The sequence below is a fragment of the Stenotrophomonas sp. YJH_SMC_110 genome (assembly GCF_059369255.1).
Genome location: NZ_JCAFSM010000008.1, coordinates 179,730 through 205,234, shown reverse-complemented (window position 1 = coordinate 205,234; position 25,505 = coordinate 179,730). Strand labels below are relative to the sequence as shown.

The following is a 25,505-nucleotide window of genomic DNA, read 5'->3' as shown; positions in this document are numbered from 1 at the left end:
TTCTAGAATAATCGAATGAATGAGCCAATCACAAGCCTGGACCTGCCCAACCTGGTGGAATCGTCATTGCCCCAGCCCAATCATCACCAGCTCGCCGCGGCAGATCTGGGGCCGCCACGCATTCTCCTGCTCTACGGCTCGTTGCGGCCCCAGTCGTTCAGCCGCAAGCTGGCGCTGGAAGCCGAGCGGCTGCTGCGCCACCTGGGGTGCGAAACCCGGGTGTTCGATCCGCATGCGCTGCCGATGCTGGACAGCGTGGACCCGCACCACCCTGAAGTGCAGCGACTGCGCGAATGGTCGCAGTGGTCGGAAGGCCAGGTATGGGTCAGCCCCGAGCGGCATGGCACGGTCACCGGCGTGTTCAAGAACCAGATCGACTGGTTGCCGCTGGAAGATGGCAGCGTGCGGCCCACGCAGGGCAGGACGCTGGCGGTGATGCAGGTGAGCGGCGGCTCGCAGTCGTTCAACACGGTCAACGCGTTGCGCGTGCTTGGTCGTTGGATGCGCATGCTGACCATCCCCAACCAGTCGTCGGTGGCCAAGGCCTGGCAGGAATTCGATGACGACGGCCGGATGAAGCCCTCGCCGTACTACGATCGGGTGGTGGATGTGATGGAAGAGCTGGTGAAGTTCACGCTGCTGACGCGGGGCCGGTCGGACTACCTGGTAGACCGTTACAGCGAGCGGAAGGGCGACGCCCACGCCGCGGCATTGGCGCGGGCTGCAGAGGCTACGGCTTCCTGATCCTCATTGGTGCCGATGTGAGGCACGCTCACCCAAGCAGCCTCTTCACCCTTGAAGCTGCAAGGCGGATGATCACCACATAGGCCAGCAACATGCCGGTGCCGATGCCCATTACTTCGATTTCCCAGTTGCGGCGGTAGGGAGAAGGGCCCATGAAGGCCCACGCCAGAAGCACCGCCGCAATCAGCAAGGCGCTGCGATTGGCCTTCGAAATGAGCGCATCTTCGGTCGCGTGCCCCATGTTCGGATCCCAGGAACCGAGCAGCCACCCCAAGCCACGCAGGTAGTCGCGCGCCACGAAGAACAGGAAGACGAATACGCCTCCCATCGTGCTCAGCAGAAACTGGAAGAGTGGGTCCACCGGCGGCCTCATGGACGAGGCAGACATTGCCTCGCAGGATCGTCTACGGGCGCAGTATGCCAGCGTGCCGGGCCTCGGGGGCACCACGCCTCACACGCAGGCGACTCTCCATGAGCAGACTGTGCATCGCAGCCGCCCGGCGGGCGGCATGTGCCCACAACGCCCAGGGCGGACGCACAAACGCACTACTCGCCAGCGTGCTGTGCGGTCTTCTTTTGGTTGCCATCTGTGACGGCACGGCTCTGCGCGAACTCCGGGAACGTCTTCGCGATCGAATCCTTGTCCGGCAGGATGTAGAACACACCGCCCTTCTCGAACGTGGACTGCACGATCTGCTCGTAGAACGCGGGCGAGACATTGATGCAGCCGTGGGTGACGCGGTTGTCGTCCGGCGAGGGCGATGCCAACCGCTCGGCGCGCTTTTCCTTCGGGCTGCCCGGCGGCAGCGGGTGCATCGACACGGCGGAATCGTAGTCCACCCACAGCACGCGTCCGGCATCGTCGGACGGGCCGTAACCGCCAATGAAGCGGCCGGCAGGCGTGGTGCGGTCGTGGCCGGGAATCGCGCTCAGTGCGAGCTTGGCGACGCCCGGTGCGGAATGGTCGCCGATCGCCGACCCAAACAGCGCCGGTGCGGCGCCGCGCAGCTTGCCGTCACCGCCGAAGACCAGAACCTGCGCCGCCGCCTTGTCCATGACCGCAAACGGATAGCCCTGGTTGTCCTTGCTGGCGACCACCCAGCCGGCCAGCTCGATCACTGTCTCGGACACGCTCTGGTCGGGCGGAAGTTCATCAACGGCGGCGACCGATGGTGCAGGTGCGTCCTTGTCCCTGGCGTTGGCTACGCCGCTGCACGCAACGGCCAGTGCCATGGCCAGGGAGGCATGGAGGGCGCGGCGTGCAGGGGAGGAGGAAGTACGAATGGGACGGCTCCTTGCAATGCAATCGTGGGTGGAAGGATGCCAGTGGCCGGCGAAGGCCACTGGGTCCCGATACACCCGATACAGAGGTGGATCAATTCAAACGGCGAGGGAGCGATTACCCGCGCGGCTTGCGGCCGGCAGGTGCCCTTTCAAGCTGCTGCACGCGACCTTCGATCTGGTCCAGGCGCTGATTGGCCTGCTGTGCGGACTGGTTGGCGGACTCCGCGCTCTGCGCAGCACCCTGCACCTTGACGTCGAGCTGATCGAGACGCGAGTTGATGGTTGCAAACTCGTTCTTGTATGAGGCGCAGGCGCCAAGGCTTACGGTGGCGATGAGCGCTACAGCAAGTGCGCGGGCCGTCTTCATGTGTTGCGGGTTCAGGTTCATTGCACTCCCTCCTTCGTCTGGGGAAGCTGGAATATAGCGGCGTTTGTTCCCGCCGCTACCAAGCGCTTTCAGCTGGAATTTGAATACGTGGAAGCACTGTGAAGCCGGCTTCTGACCCAGGATTAACAAGCGGGATGAGGCGAGCTGATCTACGTCGGCGGCGTGCCTTGTGCCTGTTCAAGGTCGCCAATTCATCAGTATGAAGCGGCTCTCACAGCACTTGCGTTTCCATGCCTTTGGCAGCAGTGCAGGCAGGCGTCCATCCACTCGCCTCGAACACGGTCGCGGCGGTGTCGGGCCGCACATCCAGCAGCGTGGCGATGGCCCTGGTCCTGTCTGGCGCGCGGGAAACATAGCTGCGCGCGATGCGGTAGCCGACCCAGTATCCGAGATCTCCACGTCGTGCTTCATCGCCGGGGCCGTTGTACAGCCACTTCGAAAGATCGGTGCCCCCACTGTCCTGTACGAACGCGCGCTCCAGCGCACATTCGCGGCCCTGGGCCCAGCGACGCAGATGCGCGTTGGCCGGTTGCCCCGAGATCAGTTCACCCACGTACTCGGCGCCGCCTTCAAGCAACGTCTGATAGAGCAGGGTGGGCTGCGCGACATCGACGCTCGCACCGGGCTGTTGCACGTGCACGTACTCATGGGCGATCAGGTGCACGAAACGATCGCCGACGTCAGGCTGCATCCAGTCGGCGTTGCACAGTGCTTCCAGTCCGATCACCACACCATCTTCGGTGGTGACGCCGCCGCTGTTACCCCGCCCGACCAGCACGGTGACCGGAGGAAAACGTGCAGTGGGGAGCAGCGTGCCCAACCGATCGAGTGCGTCGGCAACCCGCGCGCGGATCGCCGGCAATGCCGCTGCACAGGTCCGCGCCCTGGCGAACAACGCCGGCTTGTCCTGGATGGCCCTGGCCAAACGCTCCATTGATCCGATGCGGCTGCCGGTGAAGCTGCGCAATGCCTCCGTGCCGGTGTCCAGATAGCCGCGCTGCAGGTCTTCGGCACTTGGTTTTCCTCCAGTGGCATCCAGCACGCTGAAGAAACGCGTGACATCGTCTGTCTGTACCACGATGCGTGCAGAAGGTTGGGCGCGCTCGGCCGCGTTGGCTGGCAGCTGCATCATCAGCAGGGCGACGAGCAGCAGCACCCGCACCGCGCGGCGCGCATGGGGCGGAAACAGCAGTGATGCGACGGACGCGTGCTGCATGTGGAGTTCCCTGAACGCCAGCCTTATTTATACACCAGTCAGTTCAATATTCAGGGTCGATTAGACCCCCTAACGGATAATTCACACCTGTCGACGCCTCCTCTCTCTCCCCCTCCCGGGAGGCGGCCGACGAAACCAAAATAATTAAAGGTGTGTCCCGATGAACAAGAATTCGCTGCTCGCCCTGGGTCTCCTGGCTGCCCTGCCGTTCGCTGCATCGGCAACCGACGGCCTGTCGTACAACTACGCTGAAGGCGGCTACGTGAACACCGATGCCAAGGGCGGCGACGCCGATGGCTGGAAGGTGAAGGGTTCCGTGGCGGTGCACCCGAACTTCCACATCTTCGGCGACTACAGCGCGCAGGAGACCGACAAGTTCAAGAATGACGTCGACCAGTGGCGCATCGGTGCCGGCTACAACTACGGCATCGCACCGAACACCGACCTGGTGGCCCGCGTTGCGTACCAGAAGTTCGACATGAAGCATGGCCTGGACTTCAACGGCTACTCGACCGAAGTCGGCGTGCGCACCGCGTTCAACCCGTACGTGGAAGGCTACGTGATGGCCGGCTACGAGGACTACACCAAGAAGCACGGCATCAACCCGGACGGCGAGTTCTACGGCCGCGTCGGCGCCACCGCCAAGTTCAACCAGAACTGGGGCCTGAGCGGCGAAGTGAAGCTGGCTAAGGCCGGCGACCGCGAGTGGTTCGTGGGCCCGCGCTTCACCTGGTAACAAACGCCTGTCGTTAGTGCGTGTTGTGCTGGCGTGTGACTCTCTCTCTCTCCCACACGCCAACCGAAGCCCGGCCTCGCGCCGGGCTTCACTTTTATGGGCCCCGTGGCGCCACAATGCAGCATGGGCGACCCTTCCTCTCTCGCAGGTACCGGCACGGCCTACCAGGAACATCTGACGCCTGCGCCGCTGCGCGGCCACTTTGGCCAGCTGTGGCAGAGCCAGCTTCCTGCCGATGCCGATGGGCACATCACCGTATTGCCCGATGGCTGCGTGGATATCCTCTGGCGCGACGGTGCGCTGTTCGTCGTCGGCCCGGACCGTGTGGCCGCGCACCCGGCGCTGGCACCCGGTGCGCAGGTGCTGGGCGCACGCTTCCGCCCCGGCCAGGCATTGGCCGCGCTGGGCCTGCCTTTGGCCGGGATCATCGGCCAGGCCGTGCCACTGGCTGATCTGAAGGGCGCGTGGGCGAACAAGGCGGCGGCCTCCATCGGCGACACCGCGCCTGCACAGCGCCTGCAGCGAATGGCGCACTGCCTGCAACAGCACATGGGTGCGGCCGCGCTCGATACGCCAGCGCAGCGCGCCCATGTCCTGTTCCAAGCGCTCGCCGCGGGTAATGCCACGCTGGATACGCTGGCGGCGCAGTTGGGCCTGAGCCCGCGCAGCCTGCGGCGTTTCAGCCAGTCGCAGTTCGGCTACGGCGCCAAGACGCTGGAGCGGATCCTGCGGCTGCAACGTTTCCTGCGCCAGAGTCGCGCGCTGCCACAGCATTCGTTGGCGATGCTGGCCGCTGATGCCGGCTATGCCGACCAGGCCCATCTCAGCCGCGAGGCGCGCGAGCTGACTGGCATGACCGCCAGCGAGCTGCGCCTGGAGTGGGGACAATGATGGCCGTTTTGTTCAAGACCGCCGTGCCGCGCTGACCGAAGCTGGGGTTCCAATCACGGAGCAACCTCATGAGCCACGAAGCTACCCACGAAGCCGAACGCCGCATCGACAACATCGAATTCAACGTCGCCGACATCGCCCGCAGCAAACGCTTCTACGGCGAGGTGTTCGGCTGGCAGTTCACCGACTATGGTCCGTCCTACACCGAGTTCGACGATGGCCGGCTGAAGGGCGGCTTCGTGTCTGACGCGCCGTTGCGTGCTCACGGAGGACCGCTGGTGATCCTGTACTGCGCGGACCTGGCCGACGCACAGCAGCGCGTGGTCGCCGCCGGTGGCGAAGTGGTGCAGGCGGTGTTCGCCTTCCCCGGGGGCCGCCGCTTCCACTTCCGCGATCTGGATGGCTACGAACTGGCGGTCTGGAGTGATGTGGACTGAGGTCTTCGTACCTTCGCTGGTGGACGGAACGAGAACCGCTCCGTCCCCGGTCAGGCGGTTCCGCTATGATCGCCCGCACATCGCCACACGCGATGCGTCCGCCTCAAGCCAGCAGGAACCGCCGTGAACTCCCAGCCCGCACCGATCACCGCCGTCAACCACACGCTCGACAACGAGCCGCAGCAGATCACTGCGCCGCTCACCCATTCGGCGGCGTTCCTGGTGCTGAAGGTGAAGGATGACGAGGCGTCGATCGCCAAGGCGCGCGAGGTGCTGGCCAGTACCGACGATCTGATCAAGAACACCGCCATCCGCGAGATCGAGCGCACCTTCACCTGCAACGTGGCCATCGGCCATCGCGTGTGGCAGCCGCTGGTAGGCTCCACGCCGCCACGCGAGCTGAAGCCGTTCCGCGAGATCAAGGGCGCGACCCACACCGCCGTGTCCACGCCCGGTGACCTGCTGTACCACATCCGCGCACGCACCATGGACCTGATCGTGGCCTTCGAGCGCAACCTGCTGATGGCCTTCGGCGATGCGGTCGAAGCGGTCGATGACGTGGCCGGCTTCCGCTATTTCGATGGCCGCGACCTGCTCGACTTCGTCGATGGCACCGCCAACCCGGAGGGGCTGTCGCTGCCGGAAGCCACGATCGTGGGTGGGGAAGACCCGGAACATGCCGGCGGCAGTTACGTGGTGGTGCAGAAGTACCTGCACAATCTCGATGCGTGGCGCGCGCAGAAGACCGAGGCGCAGGAGGCGATCATCGGCCGCACCAAGCACGACAACATCGAGCTGGATGACGCGCCGGCGGATGCGCAGAAGTCGCACAAGACCCTGTGCACCATCGAAGACGCCGACGGCGAGCACGAGATCCTGCGCGACAACATGCCGTTCGCCAACCCGGGCCGTGGCGAGTACGGTACCTACTTCATCGGTTACACCCGCCGCCTGTGGGTGATCGAGAAGATGCTCGAGCGCATGTTCATCGGCAATCCCGCACCGCTGCATGACCGCATCCTTGATTTCTCCACCGCCACCACCGGCGTGACCTTCTTCGCACCCTCGCGCAAGGTGCTGGCCGACCTGGGCGAGTGATCAACGCACGCGTATGCATCTGGAGGACGTATGTCTGTCTTGAGAGCCCCATTCCTGGCGGCATTGTTCATGGGCATCGCCGGCTGCTCGACAGCACCTGGTCTGCTTGAACAAACGCCCGAGTCATTTGGTTCTTCGAAATCGGTACAGCAGGTCACCGTTTGCCTGTCCCAGACGTGGACACAACGCAACAAGGTCGTGCGCGTGCTGCCCACCGAATCCGGGCAGCGCATTGTCATCGACAACCCTGTGAACCATGGGGTGATTGCCATTGTCGAGCTTGCCTCTGTCCCGGCTGGTACGTCTGCACGCTACTGGAAGGGTGCAGGTCTCACCGGCTGGACACGTGATGATCTGAAGGCTTGTCTGGACTGATCGAAGGCAATCCCTCGCAATCGGGCAAGCTCGAAGCGCCGGGCCATCACCGGCCGCCATCCGCCTGTCATCTATGGCGCCGACCATGGCGCGCTGGATGGGAGTGCAGGAGGCAGGCGATGGTGTCAGCAAACAGGACCGGCCTACGCCGCTGGTGGCGGCGTCTGGCTGCGGTGTTCGGCGCGTTGGCACTGGGGAGTGCCAGCGTTTCCGCGCAGAAAGCCCCTGCGCACTGGATGGCCTACGCCGCCGCCGTGGGTGGCCAGCTGCAGCAGCGCCTGCAGCAGGAACAGGACCCGCAGGCGCAGCGTGTGCTGGCGTGGTTGCAGGCGCACCCTGACACACCGGCACCGCTGCCGGTGAGCGTGTGGATCGCGGCGGATGGCCGTATTTCGAAACTGGAATTCGACAGCCTGGGCGATGCCCAGGTCGACGCCGACCTGCGCGCGACGCTGCAGGCCGCGCCGTTGCAGGCGGCACCGCCGGCCGACATGCGCCAACCGATGCGATTGGGCCTGTTGCTGGAGCCGAAGTAGATCCATGCCATGCGTGGATGTGGTGGGTAGATGCCGACCTTGGTCGGCAGGCGCGCCAACCCAGGTTGGCGACTACCGGTAGCCCGGCCACGCATGGCGTGGCTCTATCGCGTTGCCACCTGCGGTTCACGCGCGGCGGCGCTCCATGCGCGCAGCCCGAACACGGCCAGGCCGAGGAAGAACACGTACAGTGCCGCGGTCACGTGCAGCGACTTGAACAGGTACGCACCCACATAGACCACGTCCACCGCGATCCACACCCACCAGCAGGCCACGTGGCGGCGTGCCTGCCACCACTGGCCGACCAGGCTCAGTGCGGTCAGCATCGCGTCCAGCCACGGCAGCGCGGCATCGGTGAAGGTGTGCATGGCCGCACCCAGCGCCACGCCACCGCACAGGCCGATGGACAGGTCGCGCAGCAGCGTGCCGCGCGCCAGTGGCACGATGCGGATGCTGCCCTCATCGGCGGCGTGCTGCCGCCAGTTGAGCCAGCCGTAGACCAGGAAGCCACCGAAGGCGACCTGCAGCAGGGTGTCCGAGTACAGCTTGGCCTCGGCGAACACCAGGCCATACAGCGCCACCGACAGCAGGCCCACCGGCCATGCCGACAGCCGGCGCCTGGCCATCAGCCAGACGCCGAGGATGCTGCACAGCGCGGCGGTCCACTCGAGCATCACGCCGCTCACAGCGCGAACGTCACCGACAGGCGGGCCTGTCGCGGTGCACCGGGGAACAGGTAGTAGTCACCGCCGCTGCTGCCGGTATCGCGCCAGTAGAAGCGGTTGAATACGTTGTCCACCGACAGGTTCCAGGTCACCGCGCGTTCGTGCAGGCGATACTGGAAGCGCAGGCCGGCATCGAACACCGAGTAGTCCGGCGCGCGCACGCCACCGTCGGCGCGTGCCACGTTGGCACCGGCATAGCGCCAGCCACCGGTCACGTCCAGGCCCTGCACGAACGGCAGCGCGTAGGCCATGTGCACGCTGGCGCGTACCTTCGGCACGTTCACCAGCTGATGGCCTTCATAGGCCGGCGTGCCGGTGTCGCGCGCGCGCGCCTGCAGCACGCTGGCGCTGGCCACGATCTGCAGTGTGTCGGTCAGCTGGCCGTTGGCGGTCAGCTCCAGGCCGGTGTGGGTCTGCGTGCCTTCCTCGACGAAGGTGTAGCCGACGTCGCTGCTGTCGGGCCTGGCGTACTGGTACGGCTGCGAGATGCGGAACACCGCCGCGCCCAAGGTCAGTGCTTCGACCGGCACGTACTTCACGCCCACTTCCAGCTGCCGCGACTGCACCGACGGCAGGAAAGTGTCGGCATTGCTGGTCCAGAACGGCGCTTCCTGTCCCAGCGAAATGCCGCGCACGTAGCTGGCATAGGCGTTGAGCTGATCGGTGGCCTTCCACACCACCGCGGTCTGCGGCAGGAACCGCGACAGGCGGCTGTGCCGCTGCGGAACGCCACGCTTGTCGTAGGCACGCTCGTCCAGGCGCACGAAGCGGCCACCGGCCAACCACTGCCAGTCATCGCCAAAGCTCATCCGGTCCAGCGCGAAGAACGCGGTCTGGCGGCTGTCCAGGCGTCGTGCGGAGGGGCCGGGCATCTTCGGCGACGGCTCGAACACGGGCACCTGCGGGTCGTGGATGTTGCTGGTGCCGACGTACTCGTTGACGCTCGGGCGCTTGTCCACGGTGCGGCGGAAGTAGTCGGCACCGAGGGTCAGCTGATGGCCGACGCTGCCGGTCTCGAAGCGGCCACGCAGCTCGGCACGGGCCTGCTGGTTGCGGCGGGTGTCGTCCGGGCTGCGGTAGTCGTAGACATCGTAGTCGCCGTTGGGCGCGAAGTAGTTGCCTGGCACGCTGCCATCGGCGCACTGCACGGCGTAGTAGCAGCCGTAGGCGAAGGCGACGTTGTCATCGATCACCGAGCGGCTGTGGCCGACCGAGACGCGCGACTGCCAGGCATCGTTGAAGTCGTAGGTATGCAGCGCGGTGATGTTGGTGCTGGCGATATCCACCGGGCGCTGCCACGGCTGGTAGCCGAGCAGGTGCTCGCGGTCGACACCGCGCGGCAGGTCACGCGCGCCCAGCAGCTGGTAGCCGGACACCGAGCGCTGCGAGCTGGTCTGGTAGTTGGCATCCACTTCCAGCTTGCCGCGCTCGCCGATCAGCCAGTCGGCGGCCAGCGAGTAGAAGTTGCGGCGGCCATCGGCGTGCGCGACGTAGGAATTGCTGGAGTCCCATGCGGCATTCAGGCGCAGGCCGAAACGCGGGGTGATCCAGTGGCCGACATCGACGGCGACGTAGCGTGAGCCTTCCGAATCGGTGCCGAGCGTGGCGGTGCGTACTTCAGCCGGGCGCTTGCCGATGTAGTTGATGATCCCGCCCGGCGCCATCACCCCTGCCGCCAGGCCGGCTTCACCCTTGAGGATCTCGACCGACTGCACGTTCTCCAGCGCCAAGCGTTGCTCGCCGGCGATGGACAGCCCGTTGAAGCGGTAGCCGGTGGCGGCGTCCAGCGCGAAGCCGCGGATGGCGATGTTCTGGTAGTAGCCCACAGGTGCATACGCATCACCCAGCGAGGCATCGTTGCTGGCCAGCTCGGACAGCGAACGTACCTGGCGACGTTCGAGATAGTCGCGCTCGAGCACGTTGACCGAAGCCGGCGTGTCCTTCCACGAACCGCCGCCGAAGGCATTCACGCGCGAGGTATCGGCCTTCGGCTTGCCGGCCTCCACGCGCACCGCCGCCAGTTCGGTCGGCGAGCGTTCGGCACCAGTGGCAGCCGCATCGGTGGTGGCCTCGGCCTCGCTGGCATGCAGCGGCAGCGCGGCGCAGAGGGCGAGTGAGAGCAGGGTGGGGCGCAGGCAGCGGTTCATTCGGTTCGTCTTCGGACAACAAGGGAGACGAAGCGACGGCGCGCAGGTGCACCGGCCCATGATGGGGGTGTGGCTGCGGCTCAAAGCTCCCTACGCCGGTGCAAACCGGATCAGGTTCCAAGGGACTCTCTCAGCCTGGCAGATCCAGGCACCCCCGCTTCAGGTGACCATTTCACTACAAATGGTACGGATTTGCGAGCGCCAGCCGGGGTCAGATCCCTTTCCTGCGGAAAGGGATCTGACCGCAACGCTGCGTCAACCGGATCACGCGACGGCGTGCAGGGCCTGCAGCAGTGCCCGTCCCGGCGCGCTGTGGAACCACGCCGGATGGCCCAGCATGAAGGGCTGCCAGGCCACGTCGGCATTCGCGGTTGAGCGGGTGACACCTTCGAAGTACTCCACTTCGGACAGTGCGAAGTCGAAATGGACCATTGGCAGCAGGTCGGCCAGCAGGTGCACGCGTGCCGCCGACAACGGCAGCACCTCGCGGTAGCCGTCGAGCAGGGCCAGCGCGATATCGATGCGCACCGCCTCCATGCCGCGCTCCAGTTCCAGCCACGCCACGGCGTTGCGCTCGATCGCGGTGGCGAGGTCGAACAGCGCGCTGGTGGGCGACGCCAGGCCGAAATCCAGCACGGTGCTGACCTCGCCGTTGCGCCACAGCAGGTTGGAGACATGCCAGTCGTTGTGCGCCCACAGCCGGGGCTCGGCGCGCAGGCGCTCGGCCAGACCGGCGTGCCACGGCAGCACGTCGCGCTGCAGCTGTGCTTCCCATGGAATGCGCGCGAGATAGCGTGCCAGCCCGGGACGTTCATCCAGTCCTGCCTTGATGGCGGCGATCGGATCGTCGGCACGGATCAGGTCGTCGCGCGCCACCAGCAGATGGGTGCTGCGCTGGGGCGCGTGGTAGCTGGCGGCGGCACGGTGCAGCTGTGCGAGCGTGCGCCCTGCTTCGCGGGCCTGCGCGACATCGGTCAACAGCGACCACGACACCGCGTCGCGATACAGGTCGTCGCCCACGCCGACATCGTGCAGTTCAAACGTCCATTCGCCGTGTTCGACCGCAGTGTGGCCATCGGTGGCCGGCAGCACCTGCACCACTGGCACGCCGGCGGCGGCGAGATGGGCGATGAAGTGGTGTTCTTCTTCCAGACAGGCCGCGCTGCGCACGCTGTGGTGGTGGCGCTTGATGAACACCGCGCCGCGCGTGTCGTCGACGATGGCGGCGGCAGACAGCGGCCGCGGGCTGTGCCAGCGCGGTTGGCTGTGCCCGCCCAGCTGCGGGTAACGCGTACTCAGCCACGCGATGTCCGCCGCGCTGATCGGTGGCCAGTCGGCAGCGACCTCGTCGTTGTTGAGGCCCTGCACGCGGTGGGAGGAAGACGTCATGCCACAGTCCGATCGGGAAAGTCACATCCAAGGCTGCGCATTCAACGCCATGCGCGTGGCCAACGCAAACGGGCGGGTCATCGACCCGCCCGTCTCCGCGTCATCGGTATGTCGGCGCTGCTTACCAGCCGCGATGGCGGCCGCGGTCGTGGTAGTAGCGGTTGTCGTAGTAGCGCTCACGCTGCCAGCGGCGGTCATCGCCACGGTCGTAGTAGCCACTGCGGTAGTAGCCACGGTCGTAACGGCGATCGTAGCGGTCGTCGTAACGGCGATTGTCGTAGTAACGGCGGTCGCGGCGGTCGGAGGTGGTCAGGTTGCCGATCGCGCCGCCGGCCACGGCACCGCCGACGGTGGCCGCAGGGTCGCCGTTGGACAGCAGGTTGCCGGCCACGCCACCGACCACGGCGCCGACCAGGGTGCGCTTGTCCTTCCTCGACATCGCGCTGGCATCGCTGACCACGGCGACACCGGCAACCAGTGCCAGGGCCATCGCCAGACCACGGAAGCTGAGTGTGGAAGTACTGAGCATGTTCGGTTCTCCTGTGAGGTGCATGCCACGCTGGGCAGGGAGGGCGCGGGGCGCCCCGGCTGCCGTGGAGACCACGCTGGCGTTCCGACATTGCCGGAACATTGCCTGGCCTACCGGGCGGCTTGCGCATTCATCTAGCGGCAGGCGGCATGAAGCAAGGCTGAAAGTGGCTTTTACCGCTCAGCTGGCAGAAAGGGAAAGGGCCGCGCATGGCGCGGCCCCTCCCGGTCTGCAAGGCGCTGCGGGCTCAGACGCCCATGGCCTTCTGCGCCTGGCGGGTCTGTTCCTGCTGCGCGTCCTGCTGCTGGTGCAGCACGTTCGGCGCGCCCTGCACCGCGCCGCTGCTGAGCGCCATGCTCTGCTCGCTGGCGGTGCGGGTTTCCACCGCAACGCGGCTGGCCGCCGGGTCACCGACCGTGCCCTGCACGGCGAACAGGCGCTCACCGTTCGGGCTGGGCACCACCGCGTCGATGCGCTGCAGGCCGGCGGCATGCGCCTCCCTGGTCAGGGCCGCTGCGGCGCTTTCCAGCGCGTGACGGTCCTTGAAGGTGCCCGCCGGCATCCGTTCCAGGCCTTCGGTGGCCTGCAGGTACATCGGATTGCGCGGGTGCCGCTCGTCGTTCAGCAGCGGGCGCTCGCGGGCCTCCTTGATCGCATCCAGCGTCTTCGCACCGACGATGCCGTCGGCAACCAGCCCGTTGTCCTTCTGCAGCTGGCGTACCGCCGCTTCGGTATTGCGGCCGAAGCGGCCGTCCTCGGCCAGCGGCTTGCCGTCGGCCCCGGCATAGCCGAGGTGGCCCAGCTGCTCCTGCACCTTGCGCACGCCCTCGCCGTGCGCGCCCGGCTTGTACAGCTCGGCGTGCGGGGCGGCAGCGGCCTTGTGTTCGGCCGCAGGCTTGCCCTGGGTCTGCTCATGCGATTGGGTGCGGCTTTCCAGCAGGTCGCGCGCCTTGGACAACGGGTCCGACGCGAACAGCTTCCAGTGCGGGTGGTCCTTCACCTGCTTGAGGTAATCCTCCACCGGCATGGTGTGCACGCCCTTGCTGCCGGTGGACTGGCTGATCAGCAGCTTGTCGGTGTTCGGGTCGCGCACCACCATCACGATGTGGTCGATGCCATTCCAGTGCTCGTGGCGGGTCCTGGCCGTATCCAGGCCGATGACCATGCCTTCCTTCAGCGCACCGGGCTTGAGGATGGCGTCGCGCTCGAGCAGCACGCCGGACTGTTCGACGGCCTTGTGCACGATGCCGCCGGAACCGAGGTTGCCCAGGTCGATGCGGTCGGCCTTGCTGAAGACAGCGTGCCCGGCCTTCTGGTTGATCTCGTCCATGGTCCGGTTCTGCAGGGTGCCGACCCAGCCGGAGCAATCGATGTAGCCCTGGTCCACGTTCTTGCCGGTCTTGCCCGGCACGTACAGCGCATGGCCCGGGATGTTGATGGCGTACTTCACATCGTCGTACTTCACGCCAGCGTCGTACGCGGCGTGCAGTTCGATGTCCGGCTTCGGCGCAGCAGGAGCCGTTGCGGTCGCCGCCAGCGTGGCCGCAGCGGCACCCACTGCGGCGGTCTGCGCAGGTGTGCCTGGAGCCTGGGCCTGGCCCGGTGCCACGGTCTGCGGCGTGATGTGCTTTTCCGGGATGCTGATCGCTGCGTACTTGTGGATGTAGTAGCTGGAGAAGGTCCGCGCCAGGTCGCCGTCGTTCATGCCACGCATTTCGGCCAGGGTGTGGCCGGTCAGCGCCTTGGCATCGGACCCGATCTGGTTGAGCACGTTGCGGCGCATGTTGATCTCTTCGCCATGGCCGTTGCGGACCACGCCGAAGGTGCCGGTGGCGATCGCGGTCTGCACCGAGCCATAGCCGGCGCTGCCCTGCTGGTGGGCCAGGTACAGGTCCAGGCCGGTCGGCGTGTCGCCGCCGGACAGGTACGGGTGGCCGGTGCGCTCATTGCGGCGCGCCATCGAGCCCAGGTTGTCCTGGTACATCTGCGCGGCGGCTTCGGTGTTGCGGGTCGGGTCGAATTCGTGGCCGGTCAGGTGGTATTGGCGGGCCGAGCCGGGCACGAACTGGAACAGGCCTTTGGCGCCGGTCGAGGTGTTGTGGGCGCGCTCGTTGAAGGTGCCGCCGGTCTCGATGTGCGCGAAGCGCATGAAGTCATCGACCGGGATGCCCTTCTGCCGGGCGACCTGCTCGACGATGTCCAGGACTTCCTTTTTGCTGTAGTCATGCTGTGCCATGACGTTTTCCTCGGGGTTGATGGAGCGGCCGATGCCGCGAATCGCCAACCGGACTCATCCGTGAGTCAAGAACATGTCGGTCAACAGGTAACCCGCCTGCGGCGGATGGAAATCAGGGCGCGATGTACTGCTGGGCCTTGCTGTCGAAGCGGTAGTGCACGGTGTCGCCGGCACCCAGCGCGCGGGTCTTGCCCGGGGCTTCGATGGTGGTGCCCTTGAAGGTCACGGTCAGCTGCGGCAGGCCGTTGCCATCGGCCACGAAGGCCAGTTCGCCATCGCTGTCGGTGCACGGCATCACGTTGCCGTCGTCGCAGGCCGCGCTGTTGTCTTCGCCGGTGCGCACCGAGCCGACGTAGCGCCAGACCTTGCTGTCCAGGTCGTCCTCGCTGCGCTTGGGGTTGAACAGCAGCAGGGCGTAGCCGCTGCTGCTGATGCCGCGGTCGAAGCTGCTGGTCGGCACCGCCAGCAGCAGGCGGCCGTCGGCGGTGCGGTGTTCGATCGGCTTGCGCCGGGTATCGACGTCGTCGGCCTTGTCGTAGGCGCCGAGCGCACCGATGGTCCATTCCTGGCCACGGAACTTCCACGGCTTCTTCGCGTCGCCGCCGGCCAGTACGAAGGTGGCCTCGGCCAGATTGGCGCGGTCGTCGGGGCCGGCCGGCTGCTGTTCGCCCGGCTTGCCGTAATGCTCGCGGGTATCCCAGGAAAAACCGGTGTAGTAGGTGGTGCCGTCCAGGGTGAAGCGGTGGCCGAACCAGAAGGTCGCCACGCTGCCGTTCTGGACCTCATAGGACGTCGCACCGTCGCCATCCACCTGGTAGATGAAATACATCACGGACGGCGCGTCGGGCGGGGTGACGGCGGCATCGGGAGAGGGGTTCTGCATCGGGGCAACATCCTGTCGGGGCGCTTTGGCAGCCTGCGCAGGCGCAGGCCGGGAGGACGAGGGGGCCGGATCGGCGGCGCTGCAGGCGGCAGCGGAAAGGGAGACGAGCAGGCATGCCGCGAATGCGCGCAGGGGCCGCAACGGCAGGGTCCAACGTAGCTCGGGGGGGGACTGCATGCGCCTCTCCATGGTCAGCGTTGCCGGGCCAGACGGCCGGCAGGAAGCCGCACCCCATCCACTACGGACGGGAGCGAGGACATGAGCCGGTCGATTCCTTCGACCTCGCATTGAGAACTCATGCCTGTCCATCTTGGCACAGATCCGCAGGCCGTCAAAGAGGGGGGCGGCAGCCGGGTCTGTGATGTGAAGTGCGTCTCAGATCTTGCCATCACGCAGGTAGTCGAACAATTCGGCGTCGCCCTTCAACCCCAGCTTGAGCATGGCGTCGCCCTTCTGCCGGCTGATGGTGCTGACGCTCTTGTGCAGCTGCAGCGAAATCTCCTTCACCGTCATGCCGGTGCCGAGCAGTCGCAGCACCTCCACTTCGCGTGGTGACAACGGCTTGCCGTCGCCCTCGCGCATGCGCCAGCTGCCGGCCGCGTCCACCCGCTCGCGCAGGCTGCGGCTGATGTAGGGCTGGCCGCGGTACACCGACTGGATGGCCTGCGGCAGCTCGTCCATTGACGAACTCTTGTCGACCAGACCGAGCACGCCACTGTCGAGCACCATGCGCAGGATCGCCAGGTTGCTGGAGACGCTGAGCATCAGCACCGGCAGGTCCGGATGCCGGCGGCGGATCATGCCGATCATGGCGAAGCCATCGGCCTGCGGGCTGCCCGGCATGGAGTAGTCGGTGACCAGCAGGTCACAGGGCTGGTTGGCGAGCAGGGTCATCAGCGCCTGCGCGCTGTCGGCCTCGCCGACCACGCGGCCCACGCCGCTCGACTCGATGACGGCGCGGGTACCGATGCGGACCACCGGGTGATCGTCTGCGATGATGATGCGCAAGCTCATGCTCTAGTATGGCCATCGGGCACGCCGGGCCGCGACCATCGCGGTCCCTGGCAGGATTCTAGGAGATCGACGCAGATGCGTAGGTGGGCTGTTCGCGGGCTGCTCCTGCTGCTGGCGGTGCTGGCCCTGCCCGTGGCCCAGGCACAGCCGGCCCCTGGGCTGCTGCCGCTCAGCCAGTTGCAGCGCGAATACCTGGTGGCGCATCCGACCATCGTTGTCGGGCAGTATGACAGCGGTTGGCCGCCCTTCGAGTCCCTCCGTGACGGCCAGCAGGTCGGTCTGGGACCGGACTACCTGTCGCATCTTGCACGCCAGCTCGGCATGAAGGTCGAGGCGCGCCGCTATCCGGACTGGACATCCGTGCTGGATGCGGCATGTCGTGGCGAGATCGACGTGGTGATGAATGTCGGCCTCAGTGCCGACCGCACCCGCTGCATGGTCTATACCGCGGCCTACAGCGAAGCGCCGCTGGCCCTGGTGGGCCGGCCGGACGACCTGCGTGCCTCCGACATGCCCGACCTGGAGGGTCTGCGGGTGGTGATCGAGCAGGATTTCCTGACCGGTCCGCAGGTGCGCGCCCGATTCCCGCGTGCCCGCCAGCTTGTCGTAAACGACACGTTGAGCGCATTGCAGATGGTCAGAGACGACAAGGCCGACGTCTACATCGGCAATGCCTTTGTCGCCACCGAGCTGATTGCCAGCCGGCGCCTGCAGGGCGTGGCGCTGTTGCGGCCCAGCGACCTGCCCCCTGAACGGCTGCACTTCGGCATTCCCAACAGCAAGCAACCCCTGGCTGAAGCCCTGGACCTGGCGCTGGCGGCCACCAGCCAGGCCCAGCGTGATGCCCTCGCACAACGATGGCTGCCACCGCCGCACTGGTCGGCATCGGCGCAGCTGGCGCTGAGCCAGGCCGAGAAGCGCGTGCTGGAGCAGCCGTTGAAGATCGGTTTCGCCCCGAATGCCGCGCCACTGTCGTTCACCGGCGAGGATGGCCGGCCCAGCGGGCTGGCCAGCGAATACCTGCAGCGCCTGATGCAGGCCGGTGCCAACCTGCAGGTCGAGGACAGCCACGACTGGTACGAGGTGCGCGAGAAGGCCCGCCGCGGTGAGCTGCAGGCGGTGATGGGCATTCCTGTCGATTCACGTTACCTGGGCCCGGACTGGGTGTTCAGCCAGCCCTTCATCAGCGTGCCGAACGTGATTGTGGTCAGGAGCGATGGCGAGTCGCTGCTGGGCCTGGCTGACCTGCAGGGCAAGCGCGTGCTGCTGTCCGACCCGGAGCGTGTGCGCGGCTACGTGCTGCAGCAGGCACCGCAGGCGCGGATCATCGCTGCACGCAGCGCCGAACAGTCGCTGCAGCGCCTGCTCGCTGGCGACGCCGATGCGTACATCGGCAACCTTGCCGTGGTCGATCACCTGCTGCGCAGCCGTTTCCCGGGGCGGCTGCAGGTGGCGGCACCGGCCGGCTTCAACGACCAGCTGGTGCTGGCTGTGGACCGCCGCCACGCGGCACTGGCTACCACCTTCGATCGCCTGCTGCTGCAGATGACCCCACGCAAGCGCGAGGCCCTGCGCAATGCCTGGCTGGGGGTGGAGTACCGCAACGGTGTCGACTGGAACAAGGTGCTGCGGTGGGGCGTGCCGGTGCTGCTGGTGCTGCTGACCGCGCTGCTGGTACATGGCGTCGGCCATTGGCGGCTGCGCCGCGAGGTGGCAGGACGTCGCCAGCTGGAGCAGCGTCTGGCCGAGGTGACCGACAACCTGCCTGCAGTGGTCTATCAGGCGCGTCGCGACGCCGATGGCGCGCTCAGCTTCCCGTTCATCGCCGGTGACCTGCCTGCGTTGTTCGGCATTACACGGCAGCAGGCCGAACAGGATGCGAGGGTGTTGCTGGAACGCATCGAGGAAGAGGACCGCGCGCACATCCTGCACTCCATCGAGCAGGCCGCGCGCCAGTTCGCCCCATTGATCCTGGAGTTCCGCCTGCGCAGCGATGGGGAGGGCGTGCGCTGGGTGCGCAGCCAGGCCCACCCCTATGCCGCCGAAGAGGGCGCGGTGATCTGGAGCGGTTACTGGGTGGACGTGAGCGAAGCGCGGATGCAGGCCGATGCCCTGGCGGCGGCGAAGGCGGACGCCGAGCAGGCCGCCGAGGCCAAATCGCGCTTCCTGGCCACGATGAGCCATGAGATCCGCACGCCGATGAGTGGCGTGCTGGGGATGCTGGAGGTGCTGGCGCACTCACCGCTGGACAGCGAACAGCAGCGCATCCTCGGCGTTATCGAGGATTCGGCCCAGATGCTGCGGCAGATCCTCGATGACATCCTCGATTACTCGCGGCTGGAAGCAGGGGCGTTGCGCCTGGAACCGGTGCCGCAACCGCTGCGGCCCCTGCTGGAGAGCGTGTGCCGCCTGCTGTCGGCCCAGGCCAGCGCGCGTGGCCTGGCGCTGCACGTGCAGATCGATCCCGAGCTGGCGCCGGCCCACGAAGTGGACGGCGTGCGGCTGCGCCAGATCGTGTTCAACCTGCTCAGCAATGCCATCAAGTTCACCGCACAGGGCGAGGTGCGCCTGCAGCTGGAGGTGCTGGGGCCGACCAGCGAAGACGGCGTGCAACCGCTGTGCCTGAGCGTTACCGACACCGGCATCGGCATCGCACCGGAACAACTGCAGCACCTGTTCGCGCCCTTTACGCAGGCCGGTGCCTACATCCAGCGTGACCACGGCGGCACTGGCCTGGGCTTGAGCATCTGCCAGCGACTGGTGCAGATGATGCAGGGCGAATTGACCCTGCACAGCACGCTGGGCGAAGGAACCCGCGCCGAAGTGCGGGTATCGCTGGTGGAGGCCGGCAGCGAGGACGCGGCGGCACTGCTGGCCGAGCAGGACCAGTCCGCGCTGCTGCCCGCCGCGCTGCGCCAGGCGCGGGTGCTGGTGATCGAGGACCACCCGACCAACCAGGCGATGATGGTGTGGCGGCTGCAGCAGCTGGGCGTGCCCCATGTGCTGCTGGGCGATGGCCAGCAGGCGCTGGATCGCCTGTCGTCGGAGAGCTTCGACCTGGTGATCACCGACTGCCGCATGCCGGTACTCGATGGATTTGGCTTCACCCGCCTGCTGCGCGAACGCGAGGGCCGTACCGGCCAGCCGCGGCTGACGGTGCTGGCGCTGACCGCCAGCGTGCTGGACGACGATGCGCGCCGCTGCCGCGAGGCCGGCATGGACGAGGTACTGGCCAAGCCGCTGTCGCTGGCCACGCTGCGTGCGGCGCTGCTGCGCTGGCTGCCGCAGGCCCAGGGCCAGTCGTTCGAGGTGCCGGTGCCGGAGGTTGCCGCCGACGACGGTGAAGCATTGCCTGATCTGGCCACCCTGCAGCAGCGCTTCGGCTCGCGCGTGGTGGCCGAGCAGCTGCGCGACAGCCTGTTGCAGGCCAGCGAGGGTGACCTGGCCGCCGTGCAGCGCGCCGTGCAGGCTGGCGACCGCCAGGCTGCGGCGCTGCACCTGCATCGCCAGGCCGGCGGGCTCGGGGCGATCGGGGCCACGGCACTGGCCCAGCAGGCCAATGCCCTGGTCGAGCGCCTGCAGGATGCGGCAGAGGCCGATACGGCGCCGTTGTTCGCCACCGTAACGACGTTCGTGGCGCGGCTGCAGCAACAGCTGCAGCGCCTGGCTCACTGAGCCGACTGCTGCTGCAGGTAGGCGATCACCAGGGCGCGGCGTTCTGCGCTGGGGAAGGCGTTGTACATGCGGGTGCCCGGCACCAGGTGCGTGGGTGACTGCAGGAAGGTATCCAGCGTCTGTGCGGTCCAGGTGATGTCGGCGCGGCGCATGCCGTCGGAATACCCATAGTCGGGCAGGCTGCCGGCGCGGCGGCCGATCACGCCGTGCAGGTTGGGTCCGAAGCGGTGGATGCCACCGGGCTGCACGGTGTGGCAGCCGGCACACAGTTCGAACGCGCGCTGCATGGCCTGCTGCCGGGCCTGTTCGGGCGTGGCCGGCACCGCGGGCGGGCGCTGGCAGGCCGTGGCAAGCAGGGCCACGGCAACGGCGGTGAGCAGGCGGCAGGCACGCATGGGTGGGCAGGATAGCGGTGCGGTGGAGCGGTCGGGCTGCGACACACGGTCGCAGCCCGGGGCGATCACATGCCCGAGTAGTTCGGGCCGCCGCCGCCCTGCGGGGTCACCCAGACGATGTTCTGGGTCGGATCCTTGATGTCGCAGGTCTTGCAGTGCACGCAGTTCTGCGCGTTGATCTGCAGGCGCGCGTTGTCGGCTTCGCCAACGAACTCGTACACACCGGCCGGGCAATAGCGGGCTTCCGGGCCTGCGTACTCGGCCAGGTTCACCTTCACCGGAATGCTGGGGTCCTTCAGCGTCAGGTGGCTGGGCTGGTTCTCGTCGTGGTTGGTGCTGCTCAGGAACACCGAGCTGAGGCGGTCGAAGGTCAGCACCCCATCCGGCTTCGGGTAGGCGATGCGGGTGTGCTTGGCGGCCGGTTCCAGGCAGGCATGATCCGGCTGCGTGCGGTGCAGGGTCCACGGCGGGTTGCGCACGCCCAGCTTCGGCAGCAGCCACTGCTCGACGCCGGTCATCAGCGTGGCCACGGTCTGGCCCTTCTTGAACCACTGCTTGAAGTTCTTGGCCTGCTGCAGTTCGGTGAACAGCCAGCTGGCTTCGAACGCCTTCGGGTAGGCGCTCAGTTCATCGTGCTGGCGGTCGGCGGCCAGCGCGTCGAACGCGGCGTCGGCGCACAGCATGCCGGTCTTGATCGCGGCATGGCTGCCCTTGATGCGGCTGGCGTTGAGGTAGCCGGCCTCGCAGCCGACCAGTGCACCGCCCGGGAACACCGTCTTCGGCAGCGACAGCAGGCCACCGGCGGTGATCGCACGCGCGCCGTAACCGATGCGGGTACCGCCTTCCAGATGCTTGCGGATGGACGGATGGGTCTTGAAGCGCTGGAACTCTTCGAATGGGCTCAGCCACGGGTTCCTGTAGTCCAGGCCTACCACGTAGCCGATGGCGACCTTGCCGCCGTCGGCGTGGTACAGGAACGCGCCGCCGTAGGTGTCGCTGTCCAGCGGCCAGCCGGCGGCGTGAACCACCAGACCCGGCTCATGCCGGGACGGGTCGATCTGCCACAGCTCCTTGATGCCGATGCCGTAGGCCTGCGGGTCCTTGCCTTCGTCCAGCGTGTAACGCGCGATCAACTGGCGGCCGAGATGGCCGCGCGCGCCTTCGGCGAAGATCGTGTATTTCGCCTGCAGCGCCATGCCGCGCTCGAACGCCGGGCCGATGCTGCCATCCTTCTCGATACCCATGTCGCCGGTGGCCACGCCGATCACTTCACCGTTGTCGCCGTACAGCACCTCGGCTGCGGCGAAGCCGGGGAAGATCGCCACTTCCAGCGCCTCGGCCTGCTGCGCCAGCCAGCGGGTCACTTCGCCCAGGCTGATGATGTAGTTGCCTTCGTTGTGGAAGCACTCCGGCAGCAGCACGTTGGGCGTGCTGCGCGCGCCGGTTTCGCTGAGGAACAGGAATTCGTCACGGGTGACCTTCTGCTTCAGCGGTGCGCCGCGCTCGGCCCAGTCCGGGAACAGCTCGGTCAGCGCGCGCGGATCCATCACCGCACCAGACAGCACGTGCGCGCCTGGTTCGGACCCCTTCTCCAGCACGCACACCGACAACTCGCGGCCGGCTTCGATCGCGCGCTGGCGCAGGCGGATCGCGGTGGCCAGGCCGGCGGGGCCGGCGCCGACGATCACCACGTCGAATTCCATTACTTCACGCGGGGGCAGGGCGTTGGCTTCAGCGCTCATCGATTGCATGACTCGTGGGTAGGGCCGGCATCGGGGCCACCGGCGGTGCCTGGGAATCGCGCGTGCAGCCACGAGCGAAACGGTTGTTTGAATGTGTCAGGGTACCGGGCCGCGCGTGATCGAGCTAGATCGCCGATGTTCACGTCACGATTGCTGCGGTGCAGCGTAAGGCTGCGGCCCGGGTGGGTGCCGACCCTGGTCGGCACGCTCTGCCCGGATGACCGACAATGGCCGGGTCCTGACTGCGCGTGAGTGCCATGGCTTTGCATCCGTACGATCTGTTCGATGTCCGTTCCCTGCTCAATGAGGAAGAGCGCGCGGTGCAGGAGAGCGTCGCCCGCTTCACCAACGAGCGCGTGCTGCCGATCATCGGCGATGCCTTCGACCAGGCCCGTTTCCCCTCTGAACTGGTGCCGGAGATCGCCTCGCTGGGCCTGCTGGGCGCCACCCTGCCGGCCGAATACGGCGGCGGTGATCTGGGTGCGGTCAGCTACGGCCTGATCTGCCAGGAGCTGGAGCGAGGTGATTCAGGCCTGCGCAGCTTCGTCTCGGTGCAGAGCTCGCTGTGCATGTACCCGATCTACGCTTACGGCAGCGAGGAGCAGCGCCAGCAGTGGCTGCCGGCGATGGCACGCGGCGAGCTGATCGGCTGCTTTGGCCTGACCGAGGCGCATGGCGGTTCCGATCCGGCCAGCATGAAGACCCGCGCGGTGCGCGACGGCAGCGACTGGCGCATCAGCGGCAGCAAGATGTGGATCACCAGCGGCCCGGTGGCCGACCTGGCCATCGTCTGGGCGCAGACCGAGGACGGCATCCAGGGCTTCGTGCTGGAGAAGGGCATGGCCGGCTTCACCACGCAGGAGATCAAGCACAAGATGAGCCTGCGCGCGTCGCTGACCGGCGCGCTGTTCTTCGATGACGTGCGCGTGCCCGACAGCCACCGCCTGCCGAACGTGAAGGGCCTGAAGGGGCCGCTGGGCTGCTTGACCCAGGCCCGCTACGGCATCAGCTGGGGCCCGATCGGCGCGGCCATTGCCTGCCTGGATGAAGCGCTGGGCTATGCCAAGGAGCGCGTGCTGTTCGGCCGCCCGCTGGCGGCCACCCAGAGCGCGCAGATCAAGCTGGCCGAAATGGCCCGCCGCATCACCACCGCGCAGCTGCTGGCGCTGCAGCTGGGCCGCCTGAAGGAAGCCGGGCAGCTGCAGCCGCAGCAGGTCAGCCTGGCCAAATGGAACAACTGCCGCATGGCCATCGACATCGCCCGCGAATGTCGCGATCTGCTGGGTGGGGCCGGCATCACCACCGAACACGTGGCGATCCGGCATGCACTGAACCTGGAATCGGTGATCACCTATGAAGGCACCGAGACCGTGCACCAGCTGGTGATCGGCCGCGAACTGACCGGCATCAACGCGTTCTGAAACCTGGTTCCGGTGGGTGCCAACCTTGGTTGGCACATCTTTCCAGAAGTTTCTGCATCCGCCTTGACCTGTCTTTGGTAGGTGCCAACCTTGGTTGGCACACTCCTTCGGCACGCGACCGGGGAACAGTGCGGACCAAGGTCCGCACCCACCAGAAGCAGGTCACACCCACCAGCAGCGATCCACAGCCACCCCGGAGCGGTTTACGCGCCGCCGGCAAACCCATGCTGCCGCCACGCCTCGTACATCACCACGGCAACGGTGTTGGAAAGATTGAGGCTGCGGTTGCCCGGCCGCATCGGCAGGCGCAGGCGGCGGCCATCCGGCAGCGCATCGAGCACGTCCTGCGGCAGGCCACGGCTTTCCGGGCCGAACAGGAAGGCATCGCCATCTTCGAACGCCACGCTGTCGTAGCGGACGCTGGCACGCGTACTCAGGGCGAACAACCGCTTCGGTGCGATCCGCGCCAGCGCGGTGTCCAGGTCGGGGTGCACCTGCAGGCGCGAGTACTCGTGGTAGTCCAGGCCGGCGCGCTTGAGCTGCTTGTCTTCCAGTGCGAAGCCGAGCGGCTCGACCAGGTGCAGCTGCGCGCCGGTGTTGGCGCAGAGCCGGATCACATTGCCCGTGTTGGGCGGGATTTCCGGTTGGAACAGGATTACGTGGAACGGGGGCGCGGCATTCATCGGCGCAGTGTACCTGCGACGGCGGCCGCCTCTACGGCGCACGCCCTGCGCTGGGCAGGGCGGCACCGCTTACGGGCGCAGCAGGACCTGGGCGGTTTCGGTGGCCAGGGCCTGCAGGTCTGCAGCGCTCGGACGCACCTGCAGGGCCGGCAGGTTGACGATCATCTGGTTGGCGACGCTGGTGGCAGCGGCAGCCAGGGTGGCGGCGTAGCGCTGGGCTTCCAGTTCGGCGGCCAGGGCGACGCGCTGTTCCAGGCTCGGGCGCACTTCCACCGAGGCCAGGGTGGTGATCGGCATCGCGGCGGCGACCGGGGCGGCGACGTAGCCGTTGCGCTCGGCCAGCTGGTCGGCGCTCGGGCGCACTTCCACGGTGGCCAGGGTCGGGATGCCGCTGGCCTGTTCCCAGGCCTGCTGGGCCAGCTGGTCGGCGGCCGGGCGAACCTGCACGGTGGCCAGGGTCTTGATGGATTCGGAGGCCTGCACCGACGAAACAACCGCGGTGCCGGCGATCAGGGCGATGGCGATGGCAATGGTCTTGGCGTTCATGACGGGGCCTGTTTAGTGTTGGTGATCAGTGGTGTGGTAGTAAGGTAGTACACCAATTCTGGGGACGCAAGAAGAATTTTCGATTTCCTGCATTTGTTCAGTCTTCAGTCAGCTTGAGTCTGAAGCCTTTCCTGGCGCAGGAAGTGCCAAGCAATCCCCGTGCCAACTTTTATTCATTGATTTACAAGGGTTTTTTATCAATCGAAAAGTGTCCGGTGGGCGGACACCTGTCCATTCGATGTGCCGCGGACACTGTCCGGACGCCTTCAGCCGGCACATGTGACGGTTCACGCCCCCCGGCTGGGGCCGGGCCGGATGGCCTTCAGGGCAAACACCCCCAGTGACTGGCGACCGATTCCTGCCGTTGCCTGCGCAGGCTAGGATCGGGATTCACCTATGTGACCAAGGATCCGGA

24 protein-coding genes and 1 riboswitch are annotated in these 25,505 nt (G+C 66.8%); of the genes, 9 read left to right on the top strand and 15 right to left on the bottom strand.

The genetic code is table 11. From position 1 onward, the window contains the following. Nucleotides 1–15 precede the first annotated feature (15 nt). Entirely contained in the window at nucleotides 16–744 is a 729-nt protein-coding gene (gene arsH, locus AC5P6H_RS15825) for an arsenical resistance protein ArsH (RefSeq protein ID WP_049441739.1), read from the top strand. A 28-nt stretch (nucleotides 745–772) separates the two neighbouring features. Here arsH and AC5P6H_RS15820 read toward each other — a convergent pair whose 3' ends face one another. The 4 genes from AC5P6H_RS15820 to AC5P6H_RS15805 form a co-directional block, all read right to left on the bottom strand. After that, nucleotides 773–1,105 carry a hypothetical protein gene (locus AC5P6H_RS15820; protein ID WP_227864434.1) on the bottom strand — a complete coding sequence of 111 codons (333 nt, stop codon included), beginning with the start codon at nucleotides 1,103–1,105 and terminating at the stop codon, nucleotides 773–775. A gap of 185 nt (nucleotides 1,106–1,290) precedes the next feature. Then, the gene (locus tag AC5P6H_RS15815) at nucleotides 1,291–1,977 is read right to left on the bottom strand and encodes a L,D-transpeptidase (RefSeq protein WP_014645514.1); all 687 of its coding nucleotides are present in this window, start codon (nucleotides 1,975–1,977) and stop codon (nucleotides 1,291–1,293) included. A 166-nt stretch (nucleotides 1,978–2,143) separates the two neighbouring features. Continuing rightward, nucleotides 2,144–2,416: a hypothetical protein gene (locus tag AC5P6H_RS15810; RefSeq protein WP_010487149.1), complete on the bottom strand. Its 273-nt coding sequence runs from the start codon at nucleotides 2,414–2,416 to the stop codon at nucleotides 2,144–2,146. Between the two features lie 211 nt (nucleotides 2,417–2,627). After that, nucleotides 2,628–3,632 (bottom strand): DUF2268 domain-containing putative Zn-dependent protease, encoded by a 1,005-nt coding sequence (locus AC5P6H_RS15805; RefSeq protein WP_495202867.1) that lies wholly within the window; start codon nucleotides 3,630–3,632, stop codon nucleotides 2,628–2,630. Nucleotides 3,633–3,792: 160 nt separating this feature from the next. On the opposite strand from AC5P6H_RS15805, the gene AC5P6H_RS15800 reads away from it, so the two are divergent. The 6 genes from AC5P6H_RS15800 (at nucleotide 3,793) to AC5P6H_RS15775 (ending at nucleotide 7,705) form a co-directional block, all read left to right on the top strand. Next, nucleotides 3,793–4,368, top strand: coding sequence for an OmpO family porin (locus tag AC5P6H_RS15800; protein WP_197606296.1), 576 nt, complete (start codon nucleotides 3,793–3,795; stop codon nucleotides 4,366–4,368). Between the two features lie 123 nt (nucleotides 4,369–4,491). Next, entirely contained in the window at nucleotides 4,492–5,259 is a 768-nt protein-coding gene (locus AC5P6H_RS15795; RefSeq protein WP_495202866.1) for a helix-turn-helix transcriptional regulator, read from the top strand. 68 nt (nucleotides 5,260–5,327) lie between these two features. Next, entirely contained in the window at nucleotides 5,328–5,696 is a 369-nt protein-coding gene (locus AC5P6H_RS15790; protein ID WP_032959386.1) for a VOC family protein, read from the top strand. Nucleotides 5,697–5,819: 123 nt separating this feature from the next. Continuing rightward, complete coding sequence (locus AC5P6H_RS15785) at nucleotides 5,820–6,794, top strand: Dyp-type peroxidase (protein WP_053494678.1); 975 nt, start codon at nucleotides 5,820–5,822, stop codon at nucleotides 6,792–6,794. Between the two features lie 69 nt (nucleotides 6,795–6,863). Beyond that, on the top strand, nucleotides 6,864–7,169 hold the full coding sequence (locus AC5P6H_RS15780) for a hypothetical protein (protein WP_153643755.1): 306 nt from the start codon (nucleotides 6,864–6,866) through the stop codon (nucleotides 7,167–7,169). A gap of 119 nt (nucleotides 7,170–7,288) precedes the next feature. Next, entirely contained in the window at nucleotides 7,289–7,705 is a 417-nt protein-coding gene (locus AC5P6H_RS15775) for a hypothetical protein (RefSeq protein ID WP_197606302.1), read from the top strand. Nucleotides 7,706–7,809: 104 nt separating this feature from the next. Here the strand turns inward: AC5P6H_RS15775 and pnuC are convergent, their stop codons facing one another. The 7 genes from pnuC to AC5P6H_RS15740 all read right to left on the bottom strand — a co-directional run bounded on the left by pnuC (nucleotide 7,810) and on the right by AC5P6H_RS15740 (nucleotide 16,628). Next, on the bottom strand, nucleotides 7,810–8,379 hold the full coding sequence (pnuC, locus tag AC5P6H_RS15770) for a nicotinamide riboside transporter PnuC (protein ID WP_414611487.1): 570 nt from the start codon (nucleotides 8,377–8,379) through the stop codon (nucleotides 7,810–7,812). 8 nt (nucleotides 8,380–8,387) lie between these two features. Beyond that, nucleotides 8,388–10,577 carry a TonB-dependent receptor gene (locus AC5P6H_RS15765; RefSeq protein ID WP_414611488.1) on the bottom strand — a complete coding sequence of 730 codons (2,190 nt, stop codon included), beginning with the start codon at nucleotides 10,575–10,577 and terminating at the stop codon, nucleotides 8,388–8,390. A gap of 70 nt (nucleotides 10,578–10,647) precedes the next feature. Then, a riboswitch (TPP riboswitch) is annotated at nucleotides 10,648–10,743 on the bottom strand. A gap of 98 nt (nucleotides 10,744–10,841) precedes the next feature. Further along, nucleotides 10,842–11,966 (bottom strand): phosphotransferase enzyme family protein, encoded by a 1,125-nt coding sequence (locus AC5P6H_RS15760; RefSeq protein ID WP_049405211.1) that lies wholly within the window; start codon nucleotides 11,964–11,966, stop codon nucleotides 10,842–10,844. A gap of 121 nt (nucleotides 11,967–12,087) precedes the next feature. Then, nucleotides 12,088–12,495, bottom strand: a complete 408-nt coding sequence (locus AC5P6H_RS15755; RefSeq protein ID WP_014645533.1) for a glycine zipper 2TM domain-containing protein — start codon at nucleotides 12,493–12,495, stop codon at nucleotides 12,088–12,090. Nucleotides 12,496–12,742: 247 nt separating this feature from the next. Then, nucleotides 12,743–14,731 (bottom strand): XVIPCD domain-containing protein, encoded by a 1,989-nt coding sequence (locus AC5P6H_RS15750; protein ID WP_346601613.1) that lies wholly within the window; start codon nucleotides 14,729–14,731, stop codon nucleotides 12,743–12,745. 112 nt (nucleotides 14,732–14,843) lie between these two features. Next, entirely contained in the window at nucleotides 14,844–15,614 is a 771-nt protein-coding gene (locus AC5P6H_RS15745) for a hypothetical protein (RefSeq protein WP_049441770.1), read from the bottom strand. Nucleotides 15,615–15,989: 375 nt separating this feature from the next. Further along, a complete protein-coding gene (locus AC5P6H_RS15740; RefSeq protein WP_014035550.1) occupies nucleotides 15,990–16,628 on the bottom strand; it encodes a response regulator in 639 nt (212 codons plus the stop codon). A 75-nt stretch (nucleotides 16,629–16,703) separates the two neighbouring features. Here AC5P6H_RS15740 and AC5P6H_RS15735 point away from each other — a divergent pair, with 75 nt between their 5' ends. Beyond that, nucleotides 16,704–20,303 (top strand): ATP-binding protein, encoded by a 3,600-nt coding sequence (locus AC5P6H_RS15735; protein ID WP_495202865.1) that lies wholly within the window; start codon nucleotides 16,704–16,706, stop codon nucleotides 20,301–20,303. Here the strand turns inward: AC5P6H_RS15735 and AC5P6H_RS15730 are convergent. Beyond that, the gene (locus tag AC5P6H_RS15730) at nucleotides 20,297–20,698 is read right to left on the bottom strand and encodes a c-type cytochrome (RefSeq protein WP_014645538.1); all 402 of its coding nucleotides are present in this window, start codon (nucleotides 20,696–20,698) and stop codon (nucleotides 20,297–20,299) included. The two genes, AC5P6H_RS15735 and AC5P6H_RS15730, sit on opposite strands and share 7 nt — an antisense overlap. Before the next feature lie 65 nt (nucleotides 20,699–20,763). Continuing rightward, complete coding sequence (locus tag AC5P6H_RS15725; protein ID WP_197574833.1) at nucleotides 20,764–22,440, bottom strand: 4Fe-4S dicluster domain-containing protein; 1,677 nt, start codon at nucleotides 22,438–22,440, stop codon at nucleotides 20,764–20,766. Between the two features lie 257 nt (nucleotides 22,441–22,697). Between AC5P6H_RS15725 and AC5P6H_RS15720 the strand changes: the two genes are divergently transcribed. After that, nucleotides 22,698–23,861 carry an acyl-CoA dehydrogenase family protein gene (locus AC5P6H_RS15720; protein WP_032962241.1) on the top strand — a complete coding sequence of 388 codons (1,164 nt, stop codon included), beginning with the start codon at nucleotides 22,698–22,700 and terminating at the stop codon, nucleotides 23,859–23,861. 203 nt (nucleotides 23,862–24,064) lie between these two features. On the opposite strand, the gene AC5P6H_RS15715 is transcribed toward AC5P6H_RS15720, so the two are convergent. Both AC5P6H_RS15715 and AC5P6H_RS15710 read right to left on the bottom strand, forming a co-directional pair. Beyond that, nucleotides 24,065–24,544, bottom strand: a complete 480-nt coding sequence (locus tag AC5P6H_RS15715) for a tRNA (cytidine(34)-2'-O)-methyltransferase (protein ID WP_049441773.1) — start codon at nucleotides 24,542–24,544, stop codon at nucleotides 24,065–24,067. A gap of 69 nt (nucleotides 24,545–24,613) precedes the next feature. Further along, nucleotides 24,614–25,090, bottom strand: a complete 477-nt coding sequence (locus AC5P6H_RS15710; RefSeq protein WP_046427949.1) for an XAC0231 family protein — start codon at nucleotides 25,088–25,090, stop codon at nucleotides 24,614–24,616. Nucleotides 25,091–25,505 lie beyond the last annotated feature (415 nt).

What these genes read in the sequence shown, in the direction of transcription:
- pnuC (WP_414611487.1), bottom strand. Translation starts at nt 8,379, where the DNA reads ATGCTCGAGTGGACCGCCGCGCTGTGCAGCATCCTCGGCGTCTGGCTG.
- AC5P6H_RS15765 (WP_414611488.1), bottom strand. Translation starts at nt 10,577, where the DNA reads ATGAACCGCTGCCTGCGCCCCACCCTGCTCTCACTCGCCCTCTGCGCC.
- AC5P6H_RS15745 (WP_049441770.1), bottom strand. Translation starts at nt 15,614, where the DNA reads ATGCAGAACCCCTCTCCCGATGCCGCCGTCACCCCGCCCGACGCGCCG.
- AC5P6H_RS15750 (WP_346601613.1), bottom strand. Translation starts at nt 14,731, where the DNA reads ATGGCACAGCATGACTACAGCAAAAAGGAAGTCCTGGACATCGTCGAG.
- AC5P6H_RS15800 (WP_197606296.1), top strand. Translation starts at nt 3,793, where the DNA reads ATGAACAAGAATTCGCTGCTCGCCCTGGGTCTCCTGGCTGCCCTGCCG.
- AC5P6H_RS15715 (WP_049441773.1), bottom strand. Translation starts at nt 24,544, where the DNA reads ATGAATGCCGCGCCCCCGTTCCACGTAATCCTGTTCCAACCGGAAATC.
- AC5P6H_RS15760 (WP_049405211.1), bottom strand. Translation starts at nt 11,966, where the DNA reads ATGACGTCTTCCTCCCACCGCGTGCAGGGCCTCAACAACGACGAGGTC.
- AC5P6H_RS15735 (WP_495202865.1), top strand. Translation starts at nt 16,704, where the DNA reads ATGCGTAGGTGGGCTGTTCGCGGGCTGCTCCTGCTGCTGGCGGTGCTG.
- AC5P6H_RS15755 (WP_014645533.1), bottom strand. Translation starts at nt 12,495, where the DNA reads ATGCTCAGTACTTCCACACTCAGCTTCCGTGGTCTGGCGATGGCCCTG.
- AC5P6H_RS15780 (WP_153643755.1), top strand. Translation starts at nt 6,864, where the DNA reads ATGGGCATCGCCGGCTGCTCGACAGCACCTGGTCTGCTTGAACAAACG.
- AC5P6H_RS15795 (WP_495202866.1), top strand. Translation starts at nt 4,492, where the DNA reads ATGGGCGACCCTTCCTCTCTCGCAGGTACCGGCACGGCCTACCAGGAA.
- AC5P6H_RS15815 (WP_014645514.1), bottom strand. Translation starts at nt 1,977, where the DNA reads ATGGCACTGGCCGTTGCGTGCAGCGGCGTAGCCAACGCCAGGGACAAG.
- AC5P6H_RS15790 (WP_032959386.1), top strand. Translation starts at nt 5,328, where the DNA reads ATGAGCCACGAAGCTACCCACGAAGCCGAACGCCGCATCGACAACATC.
- AC5P6H_RS15710 (WP_046427949.1), bottom strand. Translation starts at nt 25,090, where the DNA reads ATGAACGCCAAGACCATTGCCATCGCCATCGCCCTGATCGCCGGCACC.
- AC5P6H_RS15805 (WP_495202867.1), bottom strand. Translation starts at nt 3,632, where the DNA reads ATGCAGCACGCGTCCGTCGCATCACTGCTGTTTCCGCCCCATGCGCGC.
- AC5P6H_RS15725 (WP_197574833.1), bottom strand. Translation starts at nt 22,440, where the DNA reads ATGAGCGCTGAAGCCAACGCCCTGCCCCCGCGTGAAGTAATGGAATTC.
- AC5P6H_RS15810 (WP_010487149.1), bottom strand. Translation starts at nt 2,416, where the DNA reads ATGAACCTGAACCCGCAACACATGAAGACGGCCCGCGCACTTGCTGTA.
- AC5P6H_RS15740 (WP_014035550.1), bottom strand. Translation starts at nt 16,628, where the DNA reads ATGAGCTTGCGCATCATCATCGCAGACGATCACCCGGTGGTCCGCATC.
- AC5P6H_RS15775 (WP_197606302.1), top strand. Translation starts at nt 7,289, where the DNA reads ATGGTGTCAGCAAACAGGACCGGCCTACGCCGCTGGTGGCGGCGTCTG.
- arsH (WP_049441739.1), top strand. Translation starts at nt 16, where the DNA reads ATGAATGAGCCAATCACAAGCCTGGACCTGCCCAACCTGGTGGAATCG.
- AC5P6H_RS15720 (WP_032962241.1), top strand. Translation starts at nt 22,698, where the DNA reads ATGGCTTTGCATCCGTACGATCTGTTCGATGTCCGTTCCCTGCTCAAT.
- AC5P6H_RS15730 (WP_014645538.1), bottom strand. Translation starts at nt 20,698, where the DNA reads ATGCGTGCCTGCCGCCTGCTCACCGCCGTTGCCGTGGCCCTGCTTGCC.